We start from the raw sequence: 23,618 nt of genomic DNA, 5'->3' as shown, positions 1-23,618 counted from the left end.
TATTTGAAGTTCACTATAAAAAATCAAACTTTCTCCTCGGCTATTTCTGAAAAAGTGTGTCTATTTACTAAATAGGGCATAGCCTTTTTCCGCCTACCGATAGATATTCAATCCTTTGAGTATATGAGATGCTTTTATACAAAGAAGATATTTGGAAAAATTAAATTGCTTAATTAGTGCCGTTTTAGGGGAGTTTATGAAAAATATATAACCCCAGAAGTAAAAATTGCGATCGCAGCAATTAATACCAACCCATATAAATTAAAAAATTTTTAAAAATATATGATTTTTTAAGATATGGGGAGATTTACCTGAGTACTTGATATTTGTTAAGGTGGATGAAGGTTGAAGGGGGTTTGACAGATTTGGGGATTAATAAAAAAATAAGGAATATATCTGTTGGAACCTGAGAAGATAGTTTTTGAGTGCAAAAACAACTATTCGTTAGAAGATCTATCTAGCAATAACCAACAAAATGACAGCTAGAGATTGATTTCGACTTCTGATAGGCAATTGGCAGTAACCTGTATTTTGCTATGAAGCGGGTGCATTTGTTTCTTAGGGAAAACTACCAATTCTCAAATAAACAGCTGTCACTAATTATGTACCAAACAAAGCAACAGTCCCTAAAGGAAACTATGAATATTGCTGAATTGGGAACAATGGAAATACTGGAGAATGCAGTTGAGCATGAAGAACAATCACTCCATAATTTAGAACCATTAATAGAAGAAGATTCCTCTATTGTCGAAAATCTGGAATCAGATGAACGTGATGGAGATGAAATGGCCGCAGCTCGGCCTTCAGGATATAACAAAACTGAGCATGACGATGCTGTAGGTGCGTTTTTTAAAGAAATGGCACGTTATCCGCTATTAAAACCTGATGAAGAGGTGGAATTAGCGCGACGAGTGCGATTTTTAGAGGAAGTTAGAGAAATACAAGTTGCTTTGGAGTTGGAACTAAAAGAGCAACCTACCAAAGAGCAAGTAGGTTCTCAATTAGATTTGACAGAAAAGCAATTAGAAAGTCGCTTGTATCAAGGTAGAGTGGCGAAACGTAAAATGATTCGCTCAAACTTGAGATTAGTCGTATCAATTGCCAAACGATATCTAAATCGCGGAGTCCCTTTTCTGGATTTAATCCAAGAAGGAGCAATGGGTTTAAATCGTGCTACAGAAAAATTTGATCCCGATAAAGGATACAAATTTTCTACCTATGCCTATTGGTGGATTAGACAAGCGATTACACGAGCTATAGCTAATGATGCGCGGACAATTCGTTTGCCCATCCACATTGTCGAAAAACTTAACAAGCTGAAAAAAGCGCAGCGAGAATTAAAACAAAAACTCTGTCGCAACCCCTCCGAAGCGGAAATGGCAGAAGCTTTAGAAATGAATGTCCAACAGCTACGTCAACTACAACAACTACGTCGTCAAGCACTGTCCCTTAATCACCGTGTTGGTAAGGAAGAAGATACGGAATTAATGGATTTGCTAGAAGATGAAGATAATTTATCTCCAGAAGCAAAGATGAATGAAAACATGATGCGTCAGGAGATTTGGGAAGTTTTAGGTGATGTGCTAACTCCGCGAGAAAAAGACGTAATTTCTCTGCGCTATGGTTTGACAACTAGTGAACCTTGCACTTTAGAAGAAGTCGGTAATATGTTCAATCTTTCTCGTGAACGCGTGCGGCAAATTCAAAGTAAAGCTATGCGAAAATTGCGTCGTCCTCACATAGCCAAACGTTTAAAGGGTTGGTTAATTTAAGCAGTCAGATATGATTTTGCTGGAGATAGAAATGCAACCCCACAGCCGATTGGCTCCCGATGAAATATAGGGGGCTTGAAGTATATTGTTTAATCCTAACCACCACCTGGGTATCTATAACAAGGAAATAGGGAATAGGGAACAAACTTAAAAGTCTTTTTGTTTTTGAGTTTTACTATCTCAGTTTATGTCCTAAATTATCTACCAATAGCTATATAAACTCGATTCTTTATTCCGTAATATCAATTTGGGATTTGAAATAAAAGTTTTTAAGATGTTCTAATGGTCTCAAACTATACTACTTATCTGCGTTAAAAATCATTTGGTCAAAAAATTTACACCAAAGACTATAGACTATAAAACTATAGACTAAGGATTTTAGACTGATGACTGCACGTAGTGATTTGATTTTGCGTTTTGCGGAACCAGCTGATAGCAATATACTATTTGAATTAATTAAACAGCTTGCAGAGTACGAAAAATTATCTCATGCCGTAACCGGCAATGCCTTTGAACTCAAGGAGCATCTGTTTGGCTCCCAAAAATACGTTGAGGCAATATTAGCAGAATATGCAGGACAAGCTGTTGGTTTTGCTCTATTTTTTTATAACTATTCTACATTTCTTACCAAGCCCGGAATTTATTTAGAAGATTTGTTTGTATCACCAGAATATCGGCGGCAAGGTATTGGTAAGGCTCTTTTAACTAAACTGGCTCAAATAGCTGTAGAGCGCAGTTGTGGGCGACTAGAATGGAGTGTTTTAGATTGGAATGTGTCGGCACAAGCATTCTATCGCAGTATGGGCGCATCTATTTTAGATGATTGGCGAATCTGCCGAGTAACAGAAGAGGCGCTGACAGAATTGGCTGCAAAAAGTCATGGGGCATAGGGTATGGGGCATCCCTACCCTTCGGGAACGACTCCGTCGAACGACTTCGCTCAGGGCGAGGGGGTATGGGGCATAGGAAAAGCAAAGTTTGACGGCTTGTCTTTTGACGTAGGTAACTATTTAAATGAACAATTATGAAGGGTATCGCCTCAAATTAGCCGTTATTGTAGAGGGAACACGAGATGAAAAGAATTTTTTCGGTACTATTGTTAGGCATAGCAATCTTCACTTTTGCCTTCAGTAGTCCGGCTTTGGCAGCAGACAGTGTTAGTGGAGCCAAAGTATTTAGTGCTAATTGTGCTTCTTGCCATGCGGGTGGTAAGAATTTAGTTCAAGCTGCCAAAAACTTGAAAAAAGACGCTTTAGAAAAGTACGATATGTACTCAGCAGAAGCGATTATTGCTCAAGTGACGAATGGTAAAAATGCTATGCCAGCTTTTAAAGGTCGTTTAAAACCAGACCAAATTGCAGATGTAGCTGCTTATGTAATTGAACAAGCAGACAAGGGCTGGTAGTTCAGGTTAAATCAATTGAACTTCCACAATTAACACTTTGCGGGGCTTTTTGTCCCGCTAATTTTGTTGTAGCTGAAATTGTCACCTAGGACGCTTATGACTGATTTTAGGCGATTGTTTCTCAGTATATTTATTGCTTTTTTGTTGATTTTTTCGACTCCTAACGCCCATTCGTCACCTCTATTTACTGCCCAAAATACATCCAGCGAGTTCTTAAATTTGGGTATAGAGCAAATGAGGAATGGTGGTTACAATAAAGCAATAGATAATTTCAACCAAGCAATTCAACTACAGCAAAATTTGCCTGTAGCTTATAACGATCGCTGTCTGGCTTATCTACAATTACAAGATTACCACCAAGCGATCGCAGATTGTACGCAAGCGATAAATTTGGCAACAGACAATGTTGAACCATATCTTAACCGGGGATTGGCACATTACAGACAAGGAAATTACCCAGCTGCCATTGTTAATTATAACCAAGCGATCGCTCTAAGACCTGATGATTTTCGAGCTTATTATAACCGAGGACTAGCCCACACAGGCGAAGGTAATTACCTAGAGGCGATCACTAATTATAATCTAGCTCTGACTCAAATTCCTCAGACTACTAGTTTACCGTTAGCGAATATTTACAATGACCGAGGCTTGGTGCGTTTTGAGTTACAAGACTTTGCCGCAGCAGTACTCGATTTTGATATAGCAATTCGTCTTAATCCTCAAGATGACAGAGCTTATTTTAACCGAGCTTGTACTTGCGGCAGAAACGGCGATGATTTTGGTGCAATACGAGATTTTTCGCAAGTCATTCGATTGAACGCCAGTAATGCCCAAGCTTATGTTAACCGAGGAGTGGCTAGCTATCGTTTAGGGTATCATCAAAAGGCGATCGCTGATTTACAAACAGCATCTAAGTATTTTGGACATCAAGGAAATCAGGTTGCCTATCAAAAAACTTTAGACTTACTAAAAAGTCTCCGACAACAAATCCAATTGGCAACTGAAATTGCTTAGTACAAGTATGACAGCTTGTCTTTTGACACTCATTTACAAAAACAGGAACAATATCATTTGGTTACTGTTTTTACTTGGTGTGAGAGATAAACGTGAATAGGTGTTTTTTTTTGTTCCAGTTGCTTTACCAAGCTTACTGATAGCTTTTCCTGTCTTTGCTGCGGATATTGAGCCAAAAGATGTTAATAAATCAACTCAGGTAAATGCAGTTATTTATCATTTGCATGAAATCAATTTACCTGCAACTAATGCTGAATTATTAACTCAAGAATCTACACCAAATAACGTTGATTCAGAAAATCAGCCAGAAACAGATCCGACTTCCACTGATGATGCAGACATTTTTATCGAAGTAATCGGAGAACAAGATACTCTACCCGAATCTACTCCCGTTTACGTTATTGATCAAGAAGAAATAAAAAAACAGGGTGCTGCAAGTCTAGCTGATGTATTAAAAAAAATGCCTGGATTCGCGATTAATGATGTCGGTCATGGTGCGGATATTCACACAGGTACATACTACCGGGGAGCATCAATTAATCAGTCTGTATTTTTAATTAATGGCAGACCAATTAATACCAACATCAATACCTATCATGGTGGAACTGACTTAAATAGTATCCCTGTAGAAGCTATTGAACGAGTGGAATTATATAGCGGTGTTACCTCCGCTTTGTATGGTTCATCAGCCTTTGGAGGAGTTGTCAATATCATCACCAAAGAAGGTTATGGCGAACCTAAATTGACTGGTAGCGTAGAATTTGGCTCATTGAGTTTAAATAATCAACAGGTGAGTTATGGTGGCTCATCTGGTGCTGTCAAATATAACTTTAGCTTTGAAAGATACTTTACCGATAACCGTTACCGTGTTCCGCTTGGTGCAGCAAATCGTGATTCTCAGGGTTTTTTATCAAATGCAGACACAGCTACAAGTACTTACTTTGGTAGCATTGCCCTAAATTTAGATCCCAAAAACTCTTTAAATTTAGATGTTACTAAACTCAGCAGTCGTCGCGGCTTAGTTTATTTTGGTTTTCCTCTGCAAAGAGACAGACTAGACCATGATGGGCTAAATGTTGGCTTATCTTGGAAAACTCAGCTAGGTAATGCTCAAGATTCTACTTTGACAACTTCACTAGGCTATAACCAAGATTACTTTAGCACTTATGGACCTACAGGAAATTTTTACCGCACAGGGGCTTTAGATACACAACAAATCACCGCTAGGGTTGATCATGAATGGAAATTGACTACTAATAATAAATTACGTTGGGGATTAGATTTAAAAAATACTGACTTAAACGGCGATGTTTTAAGTACTAATCCTAGCAGAATTGCCAATAATGAAACTGAAAATAGAAGTGTATTGAATACAGCCTTATTTGCTGTCAATACTTGGAATATTAGTGATGATTTTCAGTTAGATTTAGGATTAAGACAAAGCTTTGATGGACAGTTTGGCAGCTATTTTAATCCTAGTACTGGCTTACGTTATGCCGTCACACCAAATGTTGCTGTACGCGGTAGTTGGGCAGGAGGACAGCGTAATCCTGGGTTAGATCAATTGTATGTTTATGATACAGTTCATGGTTGGGAACAAAACCCTGATTTAGAGCCAGAAACAGGCTCATCTTGGACTGCGGGAGTCGATATCAAGTTTTCTGATAATTTGACTGGACAGTTCACTTACTTCGGCAGTAGTTTAGATAATCGATTAGGAATTATTGCCGGAAGATGGGAAAATATTGGACTAGTAGATACCAATGGTTTTGAGGCAGCAATACAATTAAAATTTGCTGCTAATTGGTCAACTTTTCTTAACTACACTTATACAGATGCCCAAATCAAAACAGGCTCAGAAAAAGGTTTGCAATTAGGTTTTATTCCCTACTCCGTCTTGCAAGGTGGTATAGGTTATCAAAATTCTGGCTGGCAAGCTAATTTGTATGTTACTTACAATAGTGGCGCTCGTAGAGCCTTTTTTACGAATCCTGGTGACACAAGTCTAGATTTTATACCTTCTTTTGTAAATTTAGATTTAAGCGGTCGCATACCTATAAATAGTAGTTTGGGACTAACAGTTTACTTAGAAAATTTACTAGATGAACAATACGAGCGAGTTAATCGTATCTATAGTCCTGGCTTTACTTTTCGTATAGGTTTAACCTCCAGTTTGTAATTCGTAAAGCGGCTTTTCGCTAGACATCCCTCACCAAGTGCTTCAAAATTGGGATGTCAGCATCAATTTTCTTTAAAATCATGGAGCCAAATTTTGAAATTCGTCGTTTATTAGATATAATGCCCGCCTCTGCTCGCATGACTACAAAAATCGTCAGCAAGCCAGAACAAGCTAAGGTCATTGATGCTGTTTTTCCGTTGCCGTGGAATCAGGAGCGACCGATATATATTAATTTTGACTTATGGCTGCGTTTGGCAAAACCACAACGAGACTTAATACTATTGCAAAAAGTTAGCTGGTTAACAGGAGTGAAGTGGTTTAAACCCAATATTTATAAAGGTGTAGTAGTGGCGGGACTTGTGGGTGGATTAATCGAATCAGCACAGTCAGATGTAGTGGGTGTAGCTGTTGCTGGAGGATTGAGTGCGATCGCTTTAGCTCGTATTTGGCGTAATAATAAATCTCAAGAGTCAGAATTAAGTGCCGATGCCACAGCCATTAAAATAGCCCAACGGCGAGGTTATTCTGAAACCGAAGCCGCCCAGCATTTATTATCTGCTATTGAAGCGATCGCTAAAATTGAAGGACGTACCAGTTTTAATTTTAGCGAATTGATGCGCTGCCAAAACTTGCGGGCGATCGCTGGATTATCACCCGTTGGTATACCAAAAAATTAAAAGCGCTGAATAAACAAAACTTATCTTCAAGTTGAGTAATCGGGCATAATTAAACTCAACTTTGTTTTCCCACGCCCAATGCCCCATGCCCACTTGCCCTGAGCGAAGTCGAAGGGATGCCCTATGCCCCATGAATTTTATCTAATTATTATCTATCATCCTATCCAAAATATTGCGTGTCATAGCTTGAGCGTCCAGACTTTCCACATTAGGACGCAATTGTGGTGAATTGTAATCATCAAGTCCCCAAATCCACTGCATAGATCCGGTTGCAAACACTATTGCACTAGAATCTGTAGTATAAAAAGTCATATCTGAATATTTCGTTTTACCGTTATATCGATAAGGTGAATGGGCAATACGAACAGTATTAGCTGGCGCATAACTAAACATTCGATCAACTTCGTAGCCTAAAAGTCCCTCAAGGCGCATTTGTTTCAAATATGCTTTATTAGATGCTGTAGTCTCATCTAAATTTAGTTGCGTACCAGCAAGCAACCAATCTGGTGCTGTCTCATCAACAATAATATCGGCATTGACTTGAAACGTTTCGTACATTATTCCAATTAAAGATTCTTCTGGGCGATTTACTGGTTTACCACGCCAAATAGTTGTCACAAGGAAATCGTTTTCTGGATTATCATCTCTGGCAAATGGATCTAGTAGTGCATTTTCCTTATAGGCCACAATAGTCCGGTTGATCTCTTTAGTAATCAAGCTAGGCTCAAAGCGAATTTGCCAGTAACAAGTATTAGCAGAAAAAAAGCCCAAACTAACACCATAATCCCGTGCAGTTTCTACATTTTGCCGCATCTGTGCAGACCAATATTCATCATGGCCAACTGCAAGAAATGCTTTATGCAACCAAAGTAAGGGCTTGGTAGTATATATATCTAAAAGATTGTTGTGTGTGTCAACATCTGTGCAGTAAGTGACATCGTAGCCGGAACGTTCAAGCCACCTGACCATGTTATATTCCCAACCAGCGCTAGACGTTCTATTTTTTGGTTGAAAATTGGTTAAAAATTCACCTGCTCCCACTCCAGATGCGGCGGCTGAGTTGGGACTAGCAGCATAGGGACGATTAAAGGAAACTTTGTATGCTTGTTTACCGCGACTATTCCAGCGATAAAGGGACATCCAACCCCAATTATTATAAGCTTGATAAGTCGTGACGCTCGATTGAAACAAGATATCAGAAGGACGGCTATCATCACGCACCACAAAGATAATATAGCTTTGCTTACCACTCTTATTAGCAGTGAGTTTTGTTAAATAAATTCCACTTGCCCATTGTGTAGGATCTTTGGGATTGTAGGGAATTTTCAAAATATAAGGATCTTGCCAGTTACACTCAATCAAACCAGTTGCTTGATCTACAATTGGACGTGGTTGTTTAACTCCTTTTCGTTTGATTGCAGATACCATTTTACGTCCGCCAGCACCGCCATACCAGCCCATCCGAAAGATTTCCATCTTGTAATTTGGCTCTTTCGTATTCACAAACAACTTAATTTCATCGCCGCGATTGACGCTTGTTAGTGAGGCATAGCCTTCAATTTCTCGCTTCGTAGCTGGGTTATTTAACTGCCAATCAGTACTACCAATTTTTTGATTTTCAATAATTATGGGATTGTTAATCTGTCTAGGTATTGATAATCCTACAGCTAAGGCAGATGGTGGCAGAAAAACTAAGGGAATAATGTAACTCAATAGTATTGACAGTATTGCCTTAATGACAAAATTGAATTGTTGTTTTAACAGCATTACAGTCACAGCAGTTTTGCTCAATCAAGCTTGCGTTATATTTAATTATTTCATGCCAAGAATTGATTAATAAAGTTAACGTGAGTTTGACGGAACCTAACCCCAACCCCTTCTTTACAAGGGAAAGGGCAAATAATCCACAAATTGGTACGAAAAAATAGGGTTTTCAAACCTCTCTTTGCTTCGGCTACCGTGTACATACAAGTCTTTTAGAGTTGCTGTGTAACGTAAGGTAGGTTAATTTTTGCAGGCCAGTACAATCGCATTGTTAGTCGAGACATTGGCATTGTTAATCGATACAATCGCATTGTTAGTCGAGACATTGGCATTGTCAGTCGATACAATCGCATTGTTAGTCGAGACATTGGCATTGTTAATCGATACAATCGCATTGTTAGTCGAGGCATTGGCATTGTTAGTCGATACAATCGCATTGTTAGTCGAGACATTGGCATTGTCAGTCGATACAATCGCATTGTTAATCGATACAATCGCATTGTTAGTCGATACAATCGCATTGTCAGTCAATGGGGCAGTTTTAGATGACTTGTGTGTACACCGTAGCCGCTTCGGGGAGAGGTTCTTTAAAATCTATCGAACTCACGTTAAAGTTAGTAGAGAACAAAAGGCTAAAAAGCTTATTTAATAATTAGCTTTTTAACCTTATTGATGTATCGATCATCTCTTCTTAAAATTCAGCGATCGCTTGCATCGCTCTATTTGTAGTGTTTACGCGACAGCAGTCGATAAGCGGCGTTTACCAGTGCCTAACTGATCAAAGTAGGCTTGGAGATCGTTTAAGGAGAAGTCTGTGGAGATAAATCCGATGTAATTGTCAGGTCTTAGCAGTACTTGGAAAGGTTGATGAGTGCCGAAGATTTCCCCGACTATTGGATAAAGGGGAATGACATTGAAGTCGATTAAATCGCCGTATTTGTTTGCGAGTTCTGCCTTCAAACCCTCATAATCGTGTTTACCATCTGAGAACACAAGCAGGTGAAATTTGGGATCACGAAGTTTGTCGTAAAGACTCATTCCGTCGACTAGAAAATAAGGCATTCTATCCCCGGATTTGACCTCAAACTTTTGATCGCCCTGATGCTTGCTTAAAGATTTGTGGCGGTAGTTAAGTCCGATTTGAGAAACCATTGGAAAAAGAAACTCTTTTGCTGCCCCCAACTGCATCGCAAAACCAGCAAGACTTGGTAAAATGCGATCGCGGAAAAATTGGAAATACCAATGATCACCCGCCGCAACTTCAAAAAACTGGTCAGTAGTCTCCAAGAGGCGTTTCGCATTCGCGAGGCGTTCTTCATCGTAACTTTCGAGAAGCGAATCCTTAGCATCGCCGCGCAAAACAAACGCAATTTTCCATGCCAAATTGTAAGCGTCTTGGATACCCGTATTCATGCCCTGACCCCCCGCAGGTGTATGGACATGTGCAGCATCGCCTGCCAGAAAACATCTGCCGACGGAGAACTTATCGACGCGACGAGTATGCACTTTGTAACTCGAAAACCAGCGCACATTCGTAATATCTAGCGGACGCTGAATCAATTGCTTGACCTTATTTTCGATTTGATCGTAGGTCACTTCTCGATCAACTTGGTCATTGTATTCAGGTAAATTGCCAATAAATCTCCAGTGTTTGCCGCCTTGCATAGGAACAACTAGCACAAAAGAGTCATGTCCTAAAGAAGCGTAAAATGTGCCTTCCTCTGCTGGGAACTCCATCTCTACATCCGCAACATAAAACAAGCGCGGGTAGGTTGAACCTTCAAAACCAAGATTCAGAAAATGTCGTGTTGGACTGCTTGCACCGTCACAACCCACCAAATATCGGGCTTCAATTGTCTGCGTTTCGCCGTTTGCAGCTTTCAGAACCGCTGTCACGCCCTCTGCATCTTGCGTCAGGCTTGACATTTCGGTCTGCCACTGCACATTTTTCCCGTGGTGTTGGAGATGCTCGTAAAGCAAATGTTCGTTTTTGCTTTGTTCATAAACGAGCATAAAAGGAAAGGGACTGAGTTGTACGCCGAAGTCCGAAAAATCTATGTTACTGCTGACTTTACCGTCATGCATCAAGATACCCTTCTGCACAATCTCTCCATCTTGGACGGCTTTTTGTGCCAAACCAACTTGGTCGTAAATTTCTAATGTGCGGGCATGAACAACTAAAGCCTTTGACAAATCGGTGACACCTTCTTTCTTGTCAAAGATTACAAAGTCAATGCCGTAACGCATCAATTGTACAGCTAGGGAAAGCCCAGTCGGCCCGGCTCCAACGATAATCACATCTGTTTTAATTGTTGACTTCATAGTTTTAACCTCAGTTTTCAAAATTATTCTTAATTAGGGTGAACGCTGATGCCATGCAGTAGTTGAGTAACTAACTCTACCCAAGGGCGAATCGGTAGACGTGCTAAGTGTGTGGTTAACACTGTTCCAAGCAGCATTCTGGCAGTTAAGGCTGTATTGTGAGGACGTAATTCCCCTAGTTCAACACGGGTTTCTAAATAAGCCCCCAACGCTGTAATTCCTTCTTCGACGATCGCATGTAGACAGTCTGCAACTTCAGGGTTACTCTGACTTTCGCGCACCATGAGGCGAAACAGTGACTCTTTGCGATCAATCATCGCTGAAAAGCGCTCTGCCACTTTCTGCAATACACACGCTGCTGTCTCGCCATGTTCTACTAAAAGCAATGATCGCAACTCTGGCAAAAAGCTGTGTCTCTCCCAGACCGCCCTCAGTAGCTCGCTTTTACTCGGAAAGTAATGATACAGCAGTCCTACTGCTACACCCTCCGCCGCCGCGATTTGTTTGATACTCGTTGCGTCATAACCCTGCTGGGAAAACAGTGCCAACGCTGTATCTACCAGATGTTCGCGCCGCACGATCGCTTGTTGCTGCCGGGAACTTTTTGCTTGCATGTTTACTGACTGAATGTTCATTCAGTAAAACCATAACACAACTTTTTGGTAAAAGGAAATGCTATATCAAGCTAATTTAATTTTGATTACAGTGATAAATTTTGTACTCGTAACCGTTAACTGCTGGTAAAGATTGGGTCTCAGGAACACATTTTTTAACTTCTTCTGCTATGGGGGCATGAAAGTTTACTAGCCATAAATCAAAAGGTTGCGGCAGTGTCTTTAATGTATTTTCTAAGACAGTGGTGGAAGTCTGAGGATTTTGATCTTGATGGGCAAGTAAAAACAAGGGAGATAAAGAAGAATTATTTTGAATTTTCAACTCCCTGGCTATACCCATCATTTCCCCAATTTGGACATGAGTAATTTGGGTAGTAGCAATAAGTACTGGAACTTGGGATGTTTTTTGAATTAGTTGTAAGAAAAGGTCGGGACGATAGTATTTTTGATAGCCAAGATTACTAACAACTGTCACAGCACTAAAAAATCCCATCAACCAAATGAGAACGACGGCTTTTTTCCCATTAATTCCCCATCGTCCGACTTTTTCGGTTGACCCTTCGACTGCGCTCAGGGTAAACCCTTGAGGACTTTGCCAACAAACTGCTAAACTCGCTCCTAGTAAGACGATAACAGCAGGAAAGTAAACAAAGTTATAACGAGCGCCTCGTGTGAGGTCAATGTTAAGAAAGTAAGTAAAAATAAAGAATAAAGCGATCGCTCCTACAATTACCCCAGATAATACCCGTGTCATCAATTGATTTTCTGGTTGTTGGAGTTGCGTCTTAAACCCACGAACTAAAATTGGTGCTGCCCAAATCAAGAACACCAACATCGCTAGCCCAGAGACAATGACAATTGCTAGTTGGGGGGCTTCAACTGGTAGCAGGTAAAGCATGGTGATCCATGCTGCAAGAGCTTGAAAAACTGGACTTAACCAAGCAAATCCCTCTCGTGGTTGCTGTATCCAATCTGTCAATTTACTACCATAGCTATTGTGCAAAAACATTGGTAGCCAAACCGCACTAGCAACAAAAGTACCAGCAGCCACAGCATAGATGCGCCGCCAGGGAAGGAAAAATAGGGGAGAAAATTTTCTACCTTTTTGATAAGAAAGCAGAGGGGAAAAACTCTTCTTATGCTCCCCTGCTCCCCTGCTCCCCTGCTCCCCTGCCTCTTCTTGGCTTTGATGCCAAGCTAAAACTATCAAAACCAAAGCTTCTGCACACAGAGTCAAAGCAAAAAAGTAATGAGTTGCCATACCCAAAGCATTAATTCCCACCCAGGCAAGGGCTATCCAGATGGGTAATTGACTGCGGTTTTGAATGTGACGCGTGACAACTACCAAGCAGGCTAAAGAAGCAATCACCCACAAAATTGCCAAAGTGTAATGACGGGCTTCTTGCGCCAAAAAAATAGCGTAAGGTGATACTGCCATGATGGCAGCGGCTAAGTGGCCAACCAACCGAGAGCGAAAAGTTAGCCAGCCTAAGGCATAAATAGCTGGAACAGATGCAGCGCCAAAAATAGCAGCGAGCGATCGCGCTCCCCACAAAGAAACTAAACTATTTTGTGGAGGAAACAACTGCATCCACCAGTGAGCTAGAAAAAAGTAAAGTGGAGGATGGTTAGTTTCACTACTGAGGCGTGTCCAGACATCGGAGATATTAGCGCCGGGTTGTGGTTGTAGTGGTTGTAATAAAATATCAGGTGCGATCGCTTGATCTAGCGGTACTGGCAAAAAGCTGTTGCCTAAACTAAATACCAAGGTGGAAAATTCATCAGTCCAAGGAGGCTTTCCAGTCAAATTAGCCAGACGCAGACACAGCCCAATTAGAAACAAAATCAGGCACAGCAAGGGGTGAAACCAGCGATGAGGAATGGCGAAATAACGATTATATAGATGCATCCTTTCTTATTTACTGTTCCCTGTTCCCTGTTCCCTGTTCCCATATATTATATATAGATGCATCCTTTCTTATTTACTGTTCCCTGTTCCCATATATTATTTTACGTCGGTTACACGCCAGCTTAATTTTAAGTTCACCCAGAAATTCCAAATAGTAGCAACGGCGATCGCAATTAAGTTAGCAATGTAGCGGTTAGGAATAATAAAATTAAACACCAAGTTCAACACCAAAACGTTTAAAATCAATCCAGCCAAGCAAATGAGATTAAATTTTAAAAAGCGCTTCAGGCGTTGATGCCATTCCTGCTGCTTCTTGCTGACATCAGCAAAAGTCCAAGCGTCATTCCAAAAGAAATTATTTAAAATCGCAATTTCACCAGCAATGATTTTGCTGCGTGTCAATGGCAAAGCTAAAGTAGTCGGGTCACTAAGCAAATACAGCATTGCCATATCTACAAATACACCACTTAATCCCACCAATCCAAAACGCAAAAATCTACCTACAGGGAACCCGGTTTGTTCATTCATTCGTCCTGACCTGCCTATGGACAACCGCAACCGCAATAAGTGGTGGAGATATTCTATATATTGTTTCCATGTCACTTTGCTTTCGCCCTCTTGGCGTTCACAAAAGACATAACCCACTTCAGTAATTTCGTTTACTTGTCCGCGTCCGATTACCTCTAAGAGAATTTTGTATCCTACAGGATTTAGGATTGCCCCAGCGATCGCCCTGCGGCGTACCATAAAATAACCACTCATGGGGTCAGAAACTCTCCCCAGCACCCCCGGTAACAAAATTAATCCCAATACCTGAGCGCCACGAGATAAAAAACGCCTGACAGCACTCCAACTGCTAACACCACCACCTTCGACATGACGGCTAGCTACAGCTAAATCTGCGCCTTGTTGAATCCCCGATAATAGTTGTGTTAACACCTCTGGCGGATGCTGCAAATCTCCATCAATTACCCCTAATACCCGTCCTCTTGCTACCTGCCATCCCCGAATGACTGCCGATGAAAGTCCCTTTTCCTTTTGGCGGCGCATCACCCGCAGTTGCGGATATTCTCTCGTTAAGAATTGTGCTACTTCCCAAGTACGGTCTGGGCTATCATCATCGACCACAATCAGTTCATAGTCTTTTGGTATCAACTCATCCAATAATTGACTTAATATCCTAATTACATTCTGGATATTATCACGCTCTTTATAAGTGGGAATCACTAGAGATAAATGAATGCCTTCATTATCTCTGTCCATGCTGGTAGGTAACAAATCGGAAATCTGTAATACACCAGTGGGAACTTTTAACAGCGTGTCGAATGAGTTGACATTCATAAAGTAAATTGTAAGTCTAAAAAAAAAGAGTGTGTAAAATTTGACGTAAATTATAATTGTTTGTTGTTTAATCTATACTAACTGTGCTATTTAAATTTAAGTAAAAAAACTTTTGTTTGCAATTTTGTATTTAACTAATCAAACTGTTATTCGTTATAGTTGTCTTTTTTTAAGCTACCTCTTGTTGATATTTATGCAATAATTGTTCTGAATTTCAAAAAAACATCTAACTACTGTTCCACGACATTATTACATTAAAACATATATAATACACTACTAAGTTATTCAGTCAACTAAAAACATGGTAATTTTACTATTAAAATGAATTATCATTCAATTCTCTAAAAATTGATGAAAACTTATACTTCTCAAACAAACACTTTACAAAATTTAAGAAATATTCCTCCTCCTTGGCTAAAATTTTTAATTATCGTTTTATTAGTTTTGGGAATATATTTGCGTTTTGTCAATCTGGATCGAAAAGTCTATTGGCATGATGAAGCTTATACCTCATTACGAATTTCTGGTTACACTAAAACAGAATTTGTCCAACAAGTGTTTGATGGGCGAGTCATCAATGTTGATGCCATCCAAAATTATCAGCGTCCCCATTCAGAAACAGGTGTAATTAGTACAATCAATTCTTTAGCAGTAGATGAAGCCCAGCACCCGCCACTGTATTATGTGATGGTTAGGTTATGGGTACAAACTTTTGGCAACTCATTAGCAGCAACGAGGAGCCTGTCAGTCATTATTAGTCTACTAGCTTTTCCTTGTATTTATTGGCTGTGTTTAGAGTTATTTGAGTCACCAATAACAGCATGGATGAGTATAGCACTTTTGGCAGTCTCACCCTTACATGTTTTATATGCTCAAGAAGCACGACAATTCAGTTTATGGGTTGTAACTATCCTGTTAGAGAGTGCTGTTTTGCTGAGAGCAATACGCCTTCGTAAGCGACGACTATGGGGAATTTATGCAGTTACAGTAGCACTTGGATTATATACATTTTTGTTTACTGGATTAGTAGCGATCGCTCATGGCATTTACGTAATGGCTATAGAAGGTTGGCGATTAACCAAAACAGTTAAAACTTATTTGATAGCAACTAGCTTGGGGATTCTGGCTTTTGTGCCTTGGATTATTAATATTATTCATAATTTATCTCAAATTGATCGCACTACAGCTAGCGCTCAAACAAAACAATCTCTATCAAGCTTGGTTGCCAATTGGATTACTAATATTGGCGGATTATTTGCCGACTTTTGGCGTTACGAACCATTTTTTCCAGACTTGAACTTGCCTATTTTACGTTGGGGTAGATTTTTAGTTCCTTTACTTTTAATTTTAGTAATTTACGCATTTTTATTTCTTTATCGACGAACAGCACCTAGAGTTTGGTTATTTATTTTTACATTGAGTGGATTGCCTGCATTAGCCCTCATTTTACCTGATGTGATTATTGGGGGAGAATTAAGTGTTAGGGCTAGATATGTCATGCCATGTTATATAGGGATTCAGCTAGCTATTGCTTACTTATTAGCAACTCAAATAATTGCTGCGAAATTAATAGTTCGTAAGTTTTGGCAATCAGTCATAGTTCTAGTAATTTTAATTGGGTTGCTATCTTGTGCTGTTAGTTCTCAAGCCGAAACATGGTGGAATAAAGGTAGTCATGCCAATCTTGAAGTAGCTCGGATAATTAATAAAAGTCATAATCCACTGATAGTTAGTAGTACTTCTTCCCTCAATATTGGTGATTTAATGTCTTTGAGTCACTTGCTTAATCCAAATGTGAAAATGCAATTAGTCGTAGAGCCAAATATACCGAATATTCCTCGTAATTTCAGTAATGTATTTTTATTTAATCCATCTCAAAAATTTAGATCGGAAATAGAAAAAAACTATCACCTGACTATGATTTACCAAAGAGGTAGGTTGTGGAAAATAGTACCGCAAGGCGGAATTAAAAATTAAAAATTAAAAATTAAAAATGAACACAGCATAAGCTTTTTATTGATTTGGAATGGATGGTTGATTTATGCCATCTTGTACTGTAATAGAAAATCAGCTAAAGCAAAGCGTGTAACTGCAATAACAGCGTGTTTCTTACCCATTAAAGCTGACGAAATTCAGCTTAAAAACCAATTTTGATAGGTGATTGCTGATTATAAAACTTCACGCGATCGCGCCCTGCTGTTTTTGCCTCATACAATGCTTGATCAGCTACAGCAATAATTGTTTGAAAGTCAGAACTTATTTGAGGAGTTTCTGTCGCCACCCCAATACTAACGGTTACATAAGAATTAATTAGGGAATTTCGATGGAGAATTGCTAGGTTTCTGATCGCAGAGCAAATTGTTTCAGCCAAAAAAATAGCACCCTCAATACTTGTAGACGGTAAGATTACAGCAAACTCTTCTCCTCCATAACGAGCAACTAAATCGGCAGGGCGTTTAACAGTATTTTGGATAGATCCAGCAATTTTTTGCAGACAGCGATCGCCTGCCTGATGACCATAAGTATCGTTGTAAGATTTGAAAAAGTCAACGTCGCAGAGAATTAAAGATAAAGGCAGTTGCTCTCGTGCCATGCGCTGCCATTCTTGGGTACAATACTCCTCAAATCGTCGGCGATTAGCTATTTGAGTTAATCCATCAATCGTCACTAATCGTTGTAACTCTCGATTAGCAGCTTCTAGTTTTTGCTGCGTTTGAGATTGCTGAATTAAGCGCCGTACCCGCTGACGCAAAACTGGCCAATGAATTGGTTTGGTGACATAATCGATCGCACCTACTGCAAATGCCCGATCAACTGACTCTTGATCTTCTAATCCTGTAATCATTAAAACAGGAGTATGTTGACCACCTTCAAGGGACTGTAACTGAGTACAACACTCAAATCCGTCAATATCTGACATGATGGCATCAAGAAGCACTATATCCGGGTGAAGTTCTTGAAAAGCAACTAAAGCTTCTCTACCATTTTCAGCTTCTGCTATGCGATAACCTTCACGCTCTAAAGAAAGTCGCAACTGTTTACGGATAAATGGTTCATCATCAACAATTAAAACTAAAGCTTGGCATTCTGGAAAAGTAGTGGTAATCATGCTTCCTTCTCCAGTTCTGCTAGCAAAACAGTTTTAACTCGCTCAAACTCTTGGTTAATTTGTAAATAAATTTCTCTACTCTCTTGAAGATTGTTGCTTCGTCCCTGAATTTCTAGCTGCTTACAAAGTTGTGCAAGTTTGGTGGCTCCCACTGAAGCACTGCTAGATTTCAGGTTGTGGGCTGTCTTCCATATCGCTTGGGTATCCTGCTCTGTGACTGCTGTGATAATCTTTTGAATTAACTTAGGAGTTTCGCTCAGATAGCATTCAATTAGTTCTGCAAATGCCTTTTTATCTCCTGCCAACATATCTCGCAGAGATTGCAAAATTTTGGCATCAATGACAATAAATTGTGTATTTTCTTGCCCTGTTTTGAGTGAATTGAAAAAACTCGTTTCTGGATTTTGTTTATTTTGGGTAGTAAAGTCTGCACTGATTCGAGGACGACATTTGCTAAGTGCGTCAATTAATTCTTGAATTTGTACGGGTTTACTAATGTATTCATCCATACCAGCAGCAATACAGGCTTCGCGATCGCCCCGCATGGCATTGGCAGTGATAGCGATTATATAAGGACGAGAATTAATTTCCCACTGCTGACAAATTATCCGACTAGCTTCTAAACCATCCATTTCCGGCATATTAATATCCATTAACACTACATCGTAGGGCTGACGTTGTAATGCCGTCAGCACTTCTAATCCATTAGTTGCTATATCTGCCCGATAACCAATTTTCTGTAGCATCAAAAGAGCAACTTTTTGATTAACCACCATATCTTCTGCAAGTAGAATCCGCAGCGGTAGTTTCTCTGACAAATAGGGATTAACTTGGGGAGAATGAGAGATATTAGCTAGAAATGGCTGATTGTTCCAAGCATGAGCAAGAACATTGTAAAGTTGAGTTTGTTTGACTGGTTTAGTCAAACAGGTGCTAAGTGGGAAGTCATTAAAATCAAAATCATAATCTTGTTTACTCAATGAAGTCAGCATCACTAAGGGTGTATTTTCATAGCCAGGATGCTTGCGGATTTCGTGAGCAAGGGTGATACCTTTGATATCAGGTATCTGCATATCCAAAATGACAACATCAAACTGTGTTCCATGTTTGAGTAGAGTCAAAGCGGCTGCACCGGATTTGGCAGTATAAGTTTTCATCTGCCAAAACTCTGCTTGTAAGCTGAGTATTTGCAGACTAGTAGGATTTGCGTCTACGATTAACAACTGCTTACCTATAAGTGGAGCTAGCAGATGGCAGGATTCATTTAATTCTTGATTAGTGATTACTTGGGCAGTAATGGTGAAGTAAAAAATAGAACCAGAGGAAGGATAGGTTGATGAAACTAACTTTTTTGGTTGCCATCCCAAAGAGGGATTACCAGCGATACAACCTTGGCTTTCAACCCAAACGCTACCGCCCATCATTTCACTTAAGCGTTTGCTAATTACTAGCCCTAGTCCTGTGCCACCATATTGTCGAGTTGTGGAAGCATCGGCTTGAGTGAAGGATTGGAATAAACGTTTGATTTTTTCTGGTGCAATACCAATACCTGTGTCTTCAATCGCAAATAAAATTTCGCAACTATTTTCTACTTTTGTACTTGCAGTTGGCTTAGCATGAACAAAAAGTACAACTTCTCCCTGTTGGGTAAACTTGATGGCATTATTGAGGAGGTTCATCAAAATTTGACGCAGACGAGTCAAGTCGCCAACAATTTGAATAGGTACTTGAGGGTAGATTAGATAAGTTAGTTGAATATCTTTTTGGGCTGCTACTGGTGCAAATAGATCAATCACCTGCTCGACGCAATTTCTGACATCAAACGGCTTTTCTTCCAGTTCTAGCTTGCCTGACTCGATTTTAGAGAAATCTAAAATGTCGTTAATAATGGTGAGCAAAGCATCTCCATTAGTATGTATCGTTTCCACAAAGTCTTGCTGCTGAGGAGTCAGGTTAGTATCTAACAGCAGCCTAGTCATGCCAATAATGGCATTCATGGGGGTGCGAATTTCATGGCTCATCATGGCTAAAAACTCACTTTTGGCCCGATTTGCAGATTCCGCCTGACGTTTGGCTTTTTCTAAGGCAAAGTTTTTCCAGGTGAGTTCTTTACTTTGACGGGTTTCTTGCTCTAATAGTTGAGCTTGTGCTAAGGCAATGCCTAATTGAGCTGCTACTGCTTCTAATAATTTAATTTCGTCTGGAGTCCATTGGCGAAAATCGTTACACTGATGTAAACAAATAACTCCATTAGGTTTTCCTTGGTAGGAAGTGCGAACAATCAACAGGGACTTCAGTCCGAGTTCTTCACATAAAGGTGTGGCCGCCTGGAGTAATGGATCAGTATAGACATTAGGCGAGGCGATCGCTGTATCTTGTGCTATTGTCTTTTGGGCATAGGGATTACTAGTTATGGGAATTTCCCTGTCTAACATGGAGCAGTAACCGGAAACAATATACTCTGCTACTAGAGGAATGCGGGGAACAGGTTCACTTATATATGAGTGAATTAAACAGCGACTCACTTCAAAGGCTAGTCCAATTTGGGTAGCAGCCGTTTCAAAGATTTCTTTGGTTTCGAGACTCTGGCGAATTTTATAAGTAATGCGTTCTAGCAGCAGCGTCCGATTTAATTCTCGTTTTAGGGCATCTTGTGCTTGCACGCGTTCAGTAATGTCTTTGGTTGAGCCAACCATCCGCACAGGATTATCCTCTTTATCCCATTGAGCGATCGCATGTACCAATACCCATTTATAGCTGTCATCATTGCAGCGTAGACGATACTCAACGACATAATGAGGAATTTGACGATTGAGGTAATCTTGCCTCATAGCCATGACTCGGTCATAATCATCAGGATGGATGCGGTCAACCCAATCATCGTGATTGCTACTAATGAGTTGATGTTCTGGTTCTCCTACTAGCTCCGCCCACTGTGCAGAACAAAACATTTCATTAGTGATGATATTCCAATCCCAAATTGCATCATGGTTAGCTTGAATTACCAATTGCCAGCGTTCTTCACTTTCTCTCAAAGCTGCTTCGGTAAGTTGGCGTTCGCGCAGCACAGCTTGCTGTTCACTAATATCATTTTGAATGCCAATAAAATGAGTTAGTTGACCGTTTTCATCATGGATAGGAGAAATAGTTAATTCATTCCAAAATAAAGTGTTATCTTTGCGGTAGTTGCGGAGTACAACTTTGCAACTTATGCCAGCTTTAATTGCTAAGCGCAGTTCATTGATTGCTGGTTGATTGATATCTGTGCCTTGTAAAAATCCACAGCCATGCCCAATCACATCGGTAGCACTGTAGCCTGTAATTTGCTCGAAGGCAGAGTTGACGTAAATCACTGGATTATTTGCCAGTTTGGCATCGGCAATAATAATACCGTTACTAGTAGCAGCTAGCGCCCGTTCTCTCAATCGTAAAGTTTTTTCAACTAATTTCAGGTCGGTAATATCAAACATGAACCCCCTTAACATAGTGGGGGTTCCTGCTTCTTGAAATACATTTACAATGTCTCGCAGCCAAACAATTCGCCCATCTGCTGCCAACATGCGATATTCAAACTCGTAATTTTCTCCCCTGCTAACTGCTTGTTGGCAAAAACTTAGAGATTTTTCTCGGTCATGGGGATGCAGATGATTCAACCAAAAATTTTCTTGATACCATTCTTCTAGGGGATATTCTAGTAAAGTTTCTGCTTGAGGCCCAACATAAGTAAATCGCCAGGTTTTCAAGTCTAGTTCCCAAGGAATAACTTTGACTGTTTCTAATAATTGCCGCAGACGAGTTTCGCTTTGTCCTTGCTGAAAAATTGTCTGGACTAACTGGTGATTGATTGCTGCTATTTGACGGCTGCTCGATTCAGTCGATTGAGCAAAATAAATTGATAATGTCAGCATGACAGCAATTAATAACCCTGCCAACAATACAACTATTGGCAGGGGAGAGTGCAGTCTTGTTAATAACTCTGGAGTTGGATAAACCTGGATTCGCCAATGAATTTTATATAGGTCTAAGTTTACCTCTTGTTGCCAAGGTGATGGTGCTAGCAGTTGTGAATCATTAGTATAAATTAATTCTCGATTATCAAAGACCCTAATTTTGTAACCTTTCGGTACATGCACAACTGAATCTAACAGGGTTTGATATCGAAAAACTCCTAATATAAAACCATCGAAGCGATCGCTCACAAATAAAGGTACGTAGGCGAGAAATCCTTTGCCACCTTGAACAAGGTTTATTGTAGAAGTAAAAGTGGTATGGCGGCGATCGCGAGCCATTTTTAGAGCAGCACGCCGCCGTGGCTCTTGGCTAAGATCTAAATTTTGTGCAGCTTTATTATCGGCTAATGGTACAATCCAACGTACCCGAAACGATGGATCAACTAATTCTATTGCTTGATATCCTCCATAATCTTTAAGGTAGTCTCTTGCCTCTGCTTCCCATTCGTTTTGAGAAATTCCCTGATGTCTTTGCCAACGCTTTTGCATTCGCTCCAACGCCATAACACGAGTATTCAGTTGACTATTTAATTCAGTTGTGATGGCGATCGCTTGCTGTTGAATTAGTTGCCTAATATCGGTTTTTTCTTCTGTTATTAATTTTTGCCAGAGTATAATTACTGCAATTGAAACTATAATACCAATTAAAAGTGGCAGCAATCCTCGTTTACTAAACAGGTTTACAGATCCAAGTTGGTAATATCTGTGCTGCCTAACCACTGATTTTTCCTCCAGCACATTCAGTAATCTGTTTCCTGAAAGCTATTAGTAAAAGTTTACAGTAAGTAATTAATACATCAATCACAATGTGGTAATTACGTAAATTGTCTTCTTAAGTAAAAATCAAATATAAGACTCATATTTGATTTGGAGAAAAAACTTAGTACACCCCTAAATCCCTTTTTTCCTGCGATGTACTGAGCGTACTTGTGCTGAGCGCAGTCGAAGTAGCCGAAGTGTTCCCCGTTAAAAGTTCCTCGTTCCCTCCCTACGCAAATATGTTCATTAATCAAATCGGATTGCTATATTTTATTCAAGGTAAGTAGAAAGCAGGGAGAGAAAGAGTTTGAGCCTTATTTACTTTTATTCACATAGTTTGATTTTATTTCACCGACTTACTTAGTCCTGAATAGATTAATTTGCATAGTTCCAAAGTTTGTTCTCAACAGGTCAATTTGTTAGTAAAAATTAGATTAGTTTATATATAAAAAAACAGCAAGAAGCTTTTATATAACTTTATTTAGATCTTCTAATTTTAAAATTATCTAATCTGTTGGTCTATGATATAGGACTCCTATTTGATTTTTGAACACGATTCAGTACATATCTATCCTTTGTTAACTGTTCCCTGTTTCCTGTTTCCTGTTCCCTACCTACACAAATAAATTCACCGAATCAAACCGGATTACTATATTCAAAACCAATGATATATGTAGTGTTTATCTGTCAAGCCTGTTATTAGCTTGATATTTATGTTAAGAGCTAGGGTGTATTTCACGTAA

At 39.7% G+C, this 23,618-nt stretch carries 15 protein-coding genes; 8 read left to right on the top strand and 7 right to left on the bottom strand.

The genetic code is table 11. The features are described 5' to 3' along the window. Positions 1-602: 602 nt before the first annotated feature. The 6 genes from QI031_RS17035 (at position 603) to QI031_RS17010 (ending at position 7,047) form a co-directional block, all read left to right on the top strand. Positions 603-1,772 carry an RpoD/SigA family RNA polymerase sigma factor gene (locus QI031_RS17035; protein WP_281480852.1) on the top strand — a complete coding sequence of 390 codons (1,170 nt, stop codon included), beginning with the start codon at positions 603-605 and terminating at the stop codon, positions 1,770-1,772. 386 nt (positions 1,773-2,158) lie between these two features. Next, complete coding sequence (locus tag QI031_RS17030; protein WP_281480851.1) at positions 2,159-2,662, top strand: GNAT family N-acetyltransferase; 504 nt, start codon at positions 2,159-2,161, stop codon at positions 2,660-2,662. A gap of 182 nt (positions 2,663-2,844) precedes the next feature. After that, positions 2,845-3,177 (top strand): cytochrome c6 PetJ, encoded by a 333-nt coding sequence (gene petJ / locus QI031_RS17025; RefSeq protein WP_281480850.1) that lies wholly within the window; start codon positions 2,845-2,847, stop codon positions 3,175-3,177. A 96-nt stretch (positions 3,178-3,273) separates the two neighbouring features. After that, positions 3,274-4,191 (top strand): tetratricopeptide repeat protein, encoded by a 918-nt coding sequence (locus tag QI031_RS17020; protein ID WP_281480849.1) that lies wholly within the window; start codon positions 3,274-3,276, stop codon positions 4,189-4,191. Positions 4,192-4,291: 100 nt separating this feature from the next. Further along, positions 4,292-6,370: a TonB-dependent receptor plug domain-containing protein gene (locus tag QI031_RS17015; RefSeq protein WP_281480848.1), complete on the top strand. Its 2,079-nt coding sequence runs from the start codon at positions 4,292-4,294 to the stop codon at positions 6,368-6,370. 80 nt (positions 6,371-6,450) lie between these two features. Then, entirely contained in the window at positions 6,451-7,047 is a 597-nt protein-coding gene (locus QI031_RS17010; RefSeq protein ID WP_281486056.1) for a DUF3318 domain-containing protein, read from the top strand. A gap of 141 nt (positions 7,048-7,188) precedes the next feature. Here QI031_RS17010 and QI031_RS17005 read toward each other — a convergent pair whose 3' ends face one another. Then, a complete protein-coding gene (locus QI031_RS17005; protein ID WP_281480847.1) occupies positions 7,189-8,838 on the bottom strand; it encodes a N,N-dimethylformamidase beta subunit family domain-containing protein in 1,650 nt (549 codons plus the stop codon). A gap of 220 nt (positions 8,839-9,058) precedes the next feature. On the opposite strand from QI031_RS17005, the gene QI031_RS17000 reads away from it, so the two are divergent. Then, the gene (locus QI031_RS17000) at positions 9,059-9,460 is read left to right on the top strand and encodes a hypothetical protein (RefSeq protein WP_281480846.1); all 402 of its coding nucleotides are present in this window, start codon (positions 9,059-9,061) and stop codon (positions 9,458-9,460) included. A gap of 83 nt (positions 9,461-9,543) precedes the next feature. On the opposite strand, the gene QI031_RS16995 is transcribed toward QI031_RS17000, so the two are convergent. The 4 genes from QI031_RS16995 to QI031_RS16980 form a co-directional block, all read right to left on the bottom strand. Then, on the bottom strand, positions 9,544-11,154 hold the full coding sequence (locus tag QI031_RS16995) for an FAD-dependent monooxygenase (protein WP_281480845.1): 1,611 nt from the start codon (positions 11,152-11,154) through the stop codon (positions 9,544-9,546). An 8-nt stretch (positions 11,155-11,162) separates the two neighbouring features. Beyond that, positions 11,163-11,768, bottom strand: a complete 606-nt coding sequence (locus QI031_RS16990; RefSeq protein WP_281480844.1) for a TetR/AcrR family transcriptional regulator — start codon at positions 11,766-11,768, stop codon at positions 11,163-11,165. A 55-nt stretch (positions 11,769-11,823) separates the two neighbouring features. Then, positions 11,824-13,656 (bottom strand): glycosyltransferase family 39 protein, encoded by a 1,833-nt coding sequence (locus QI031_RS16985; protein ID WP_281480843.1) that lies wholly within the window; start codon positions 13,654-13,656, stop codon positions 11,824-11,826. A 96-nt stretch (positions 13,657-13,752) separates the two neighbouring features. Next, positions 13,753-14,997: a glycosyltransferase gene (locus QI031_RS16980; protein WP_281480842.1), complete on the bottom strand. Its 1,245-nt coding sequence runs from the start codon at positions 14,995-14,997 to the stop codon at positions 13,753-13,755. Between the two features lie 351 nt (positions 14,998-15,348). On the opposite strand from QI031_RS16980, the gene QI031_RS16975 reads away from it, so the two are divergent. Further along, positions 15,349-16,974, top strand: a complete 1,626-nt coding sequence (locus QI031_RS16975) for a glycosyltransferase family 39 protein (protein ID WP_281480841.1) — start codon at positions 15,349-15,351, stop codon at positions 16,972-16,974. Between the two features lie 160 nt (positions 16,975-17,134). Here the strand turns inward: QI031_RS16975 and QI031_RS16970 are convergent, their stop codons facing one another. Together QI031_RS16970 and QI031_RS16965 are read right to left on the bottom strand one after the other, a co-directional pair. Then, positions 17,135-18,103, bottom strand: a complete 969-nt coding sequence (locus QI031_RS16970; protein ID WP_281486055.1) for a GGDEF domain-containing response regulator — start codon at positions 18,101-18,103, stop codon at positions 17,135-17,137. Then, a complete protein-coding gene (locus QI031_RS16965; protein WP_281480840.1) occupies positions 18,103-22,836 on the bottom strand; it encodes a PAS domain-containing protein in 4,734 nt (1,577 codons plus the stop codon). Before QI031_RS16965 ends, QI031_RS16970 begins: the two co-directional genes overlap by 1 nt. Positions 22,837-23,618: the final 782 nt, after the last annotated feature.

It is taken from the genome of Halotia branconii CENA392, from assembly GCF_029953635.1.
Classification (GTDB): Bacteria; Cyanobacteriota; Cyanobacteriia; order Cyanobacteriales; family Nostocaceae; genus Halotia; species Halotia branconii.
The sequence above is the reverse complement of the archived record's forward strand: the minus strand, read 5'-3'. Positions and strand labels throughout refer to the sequence as shown.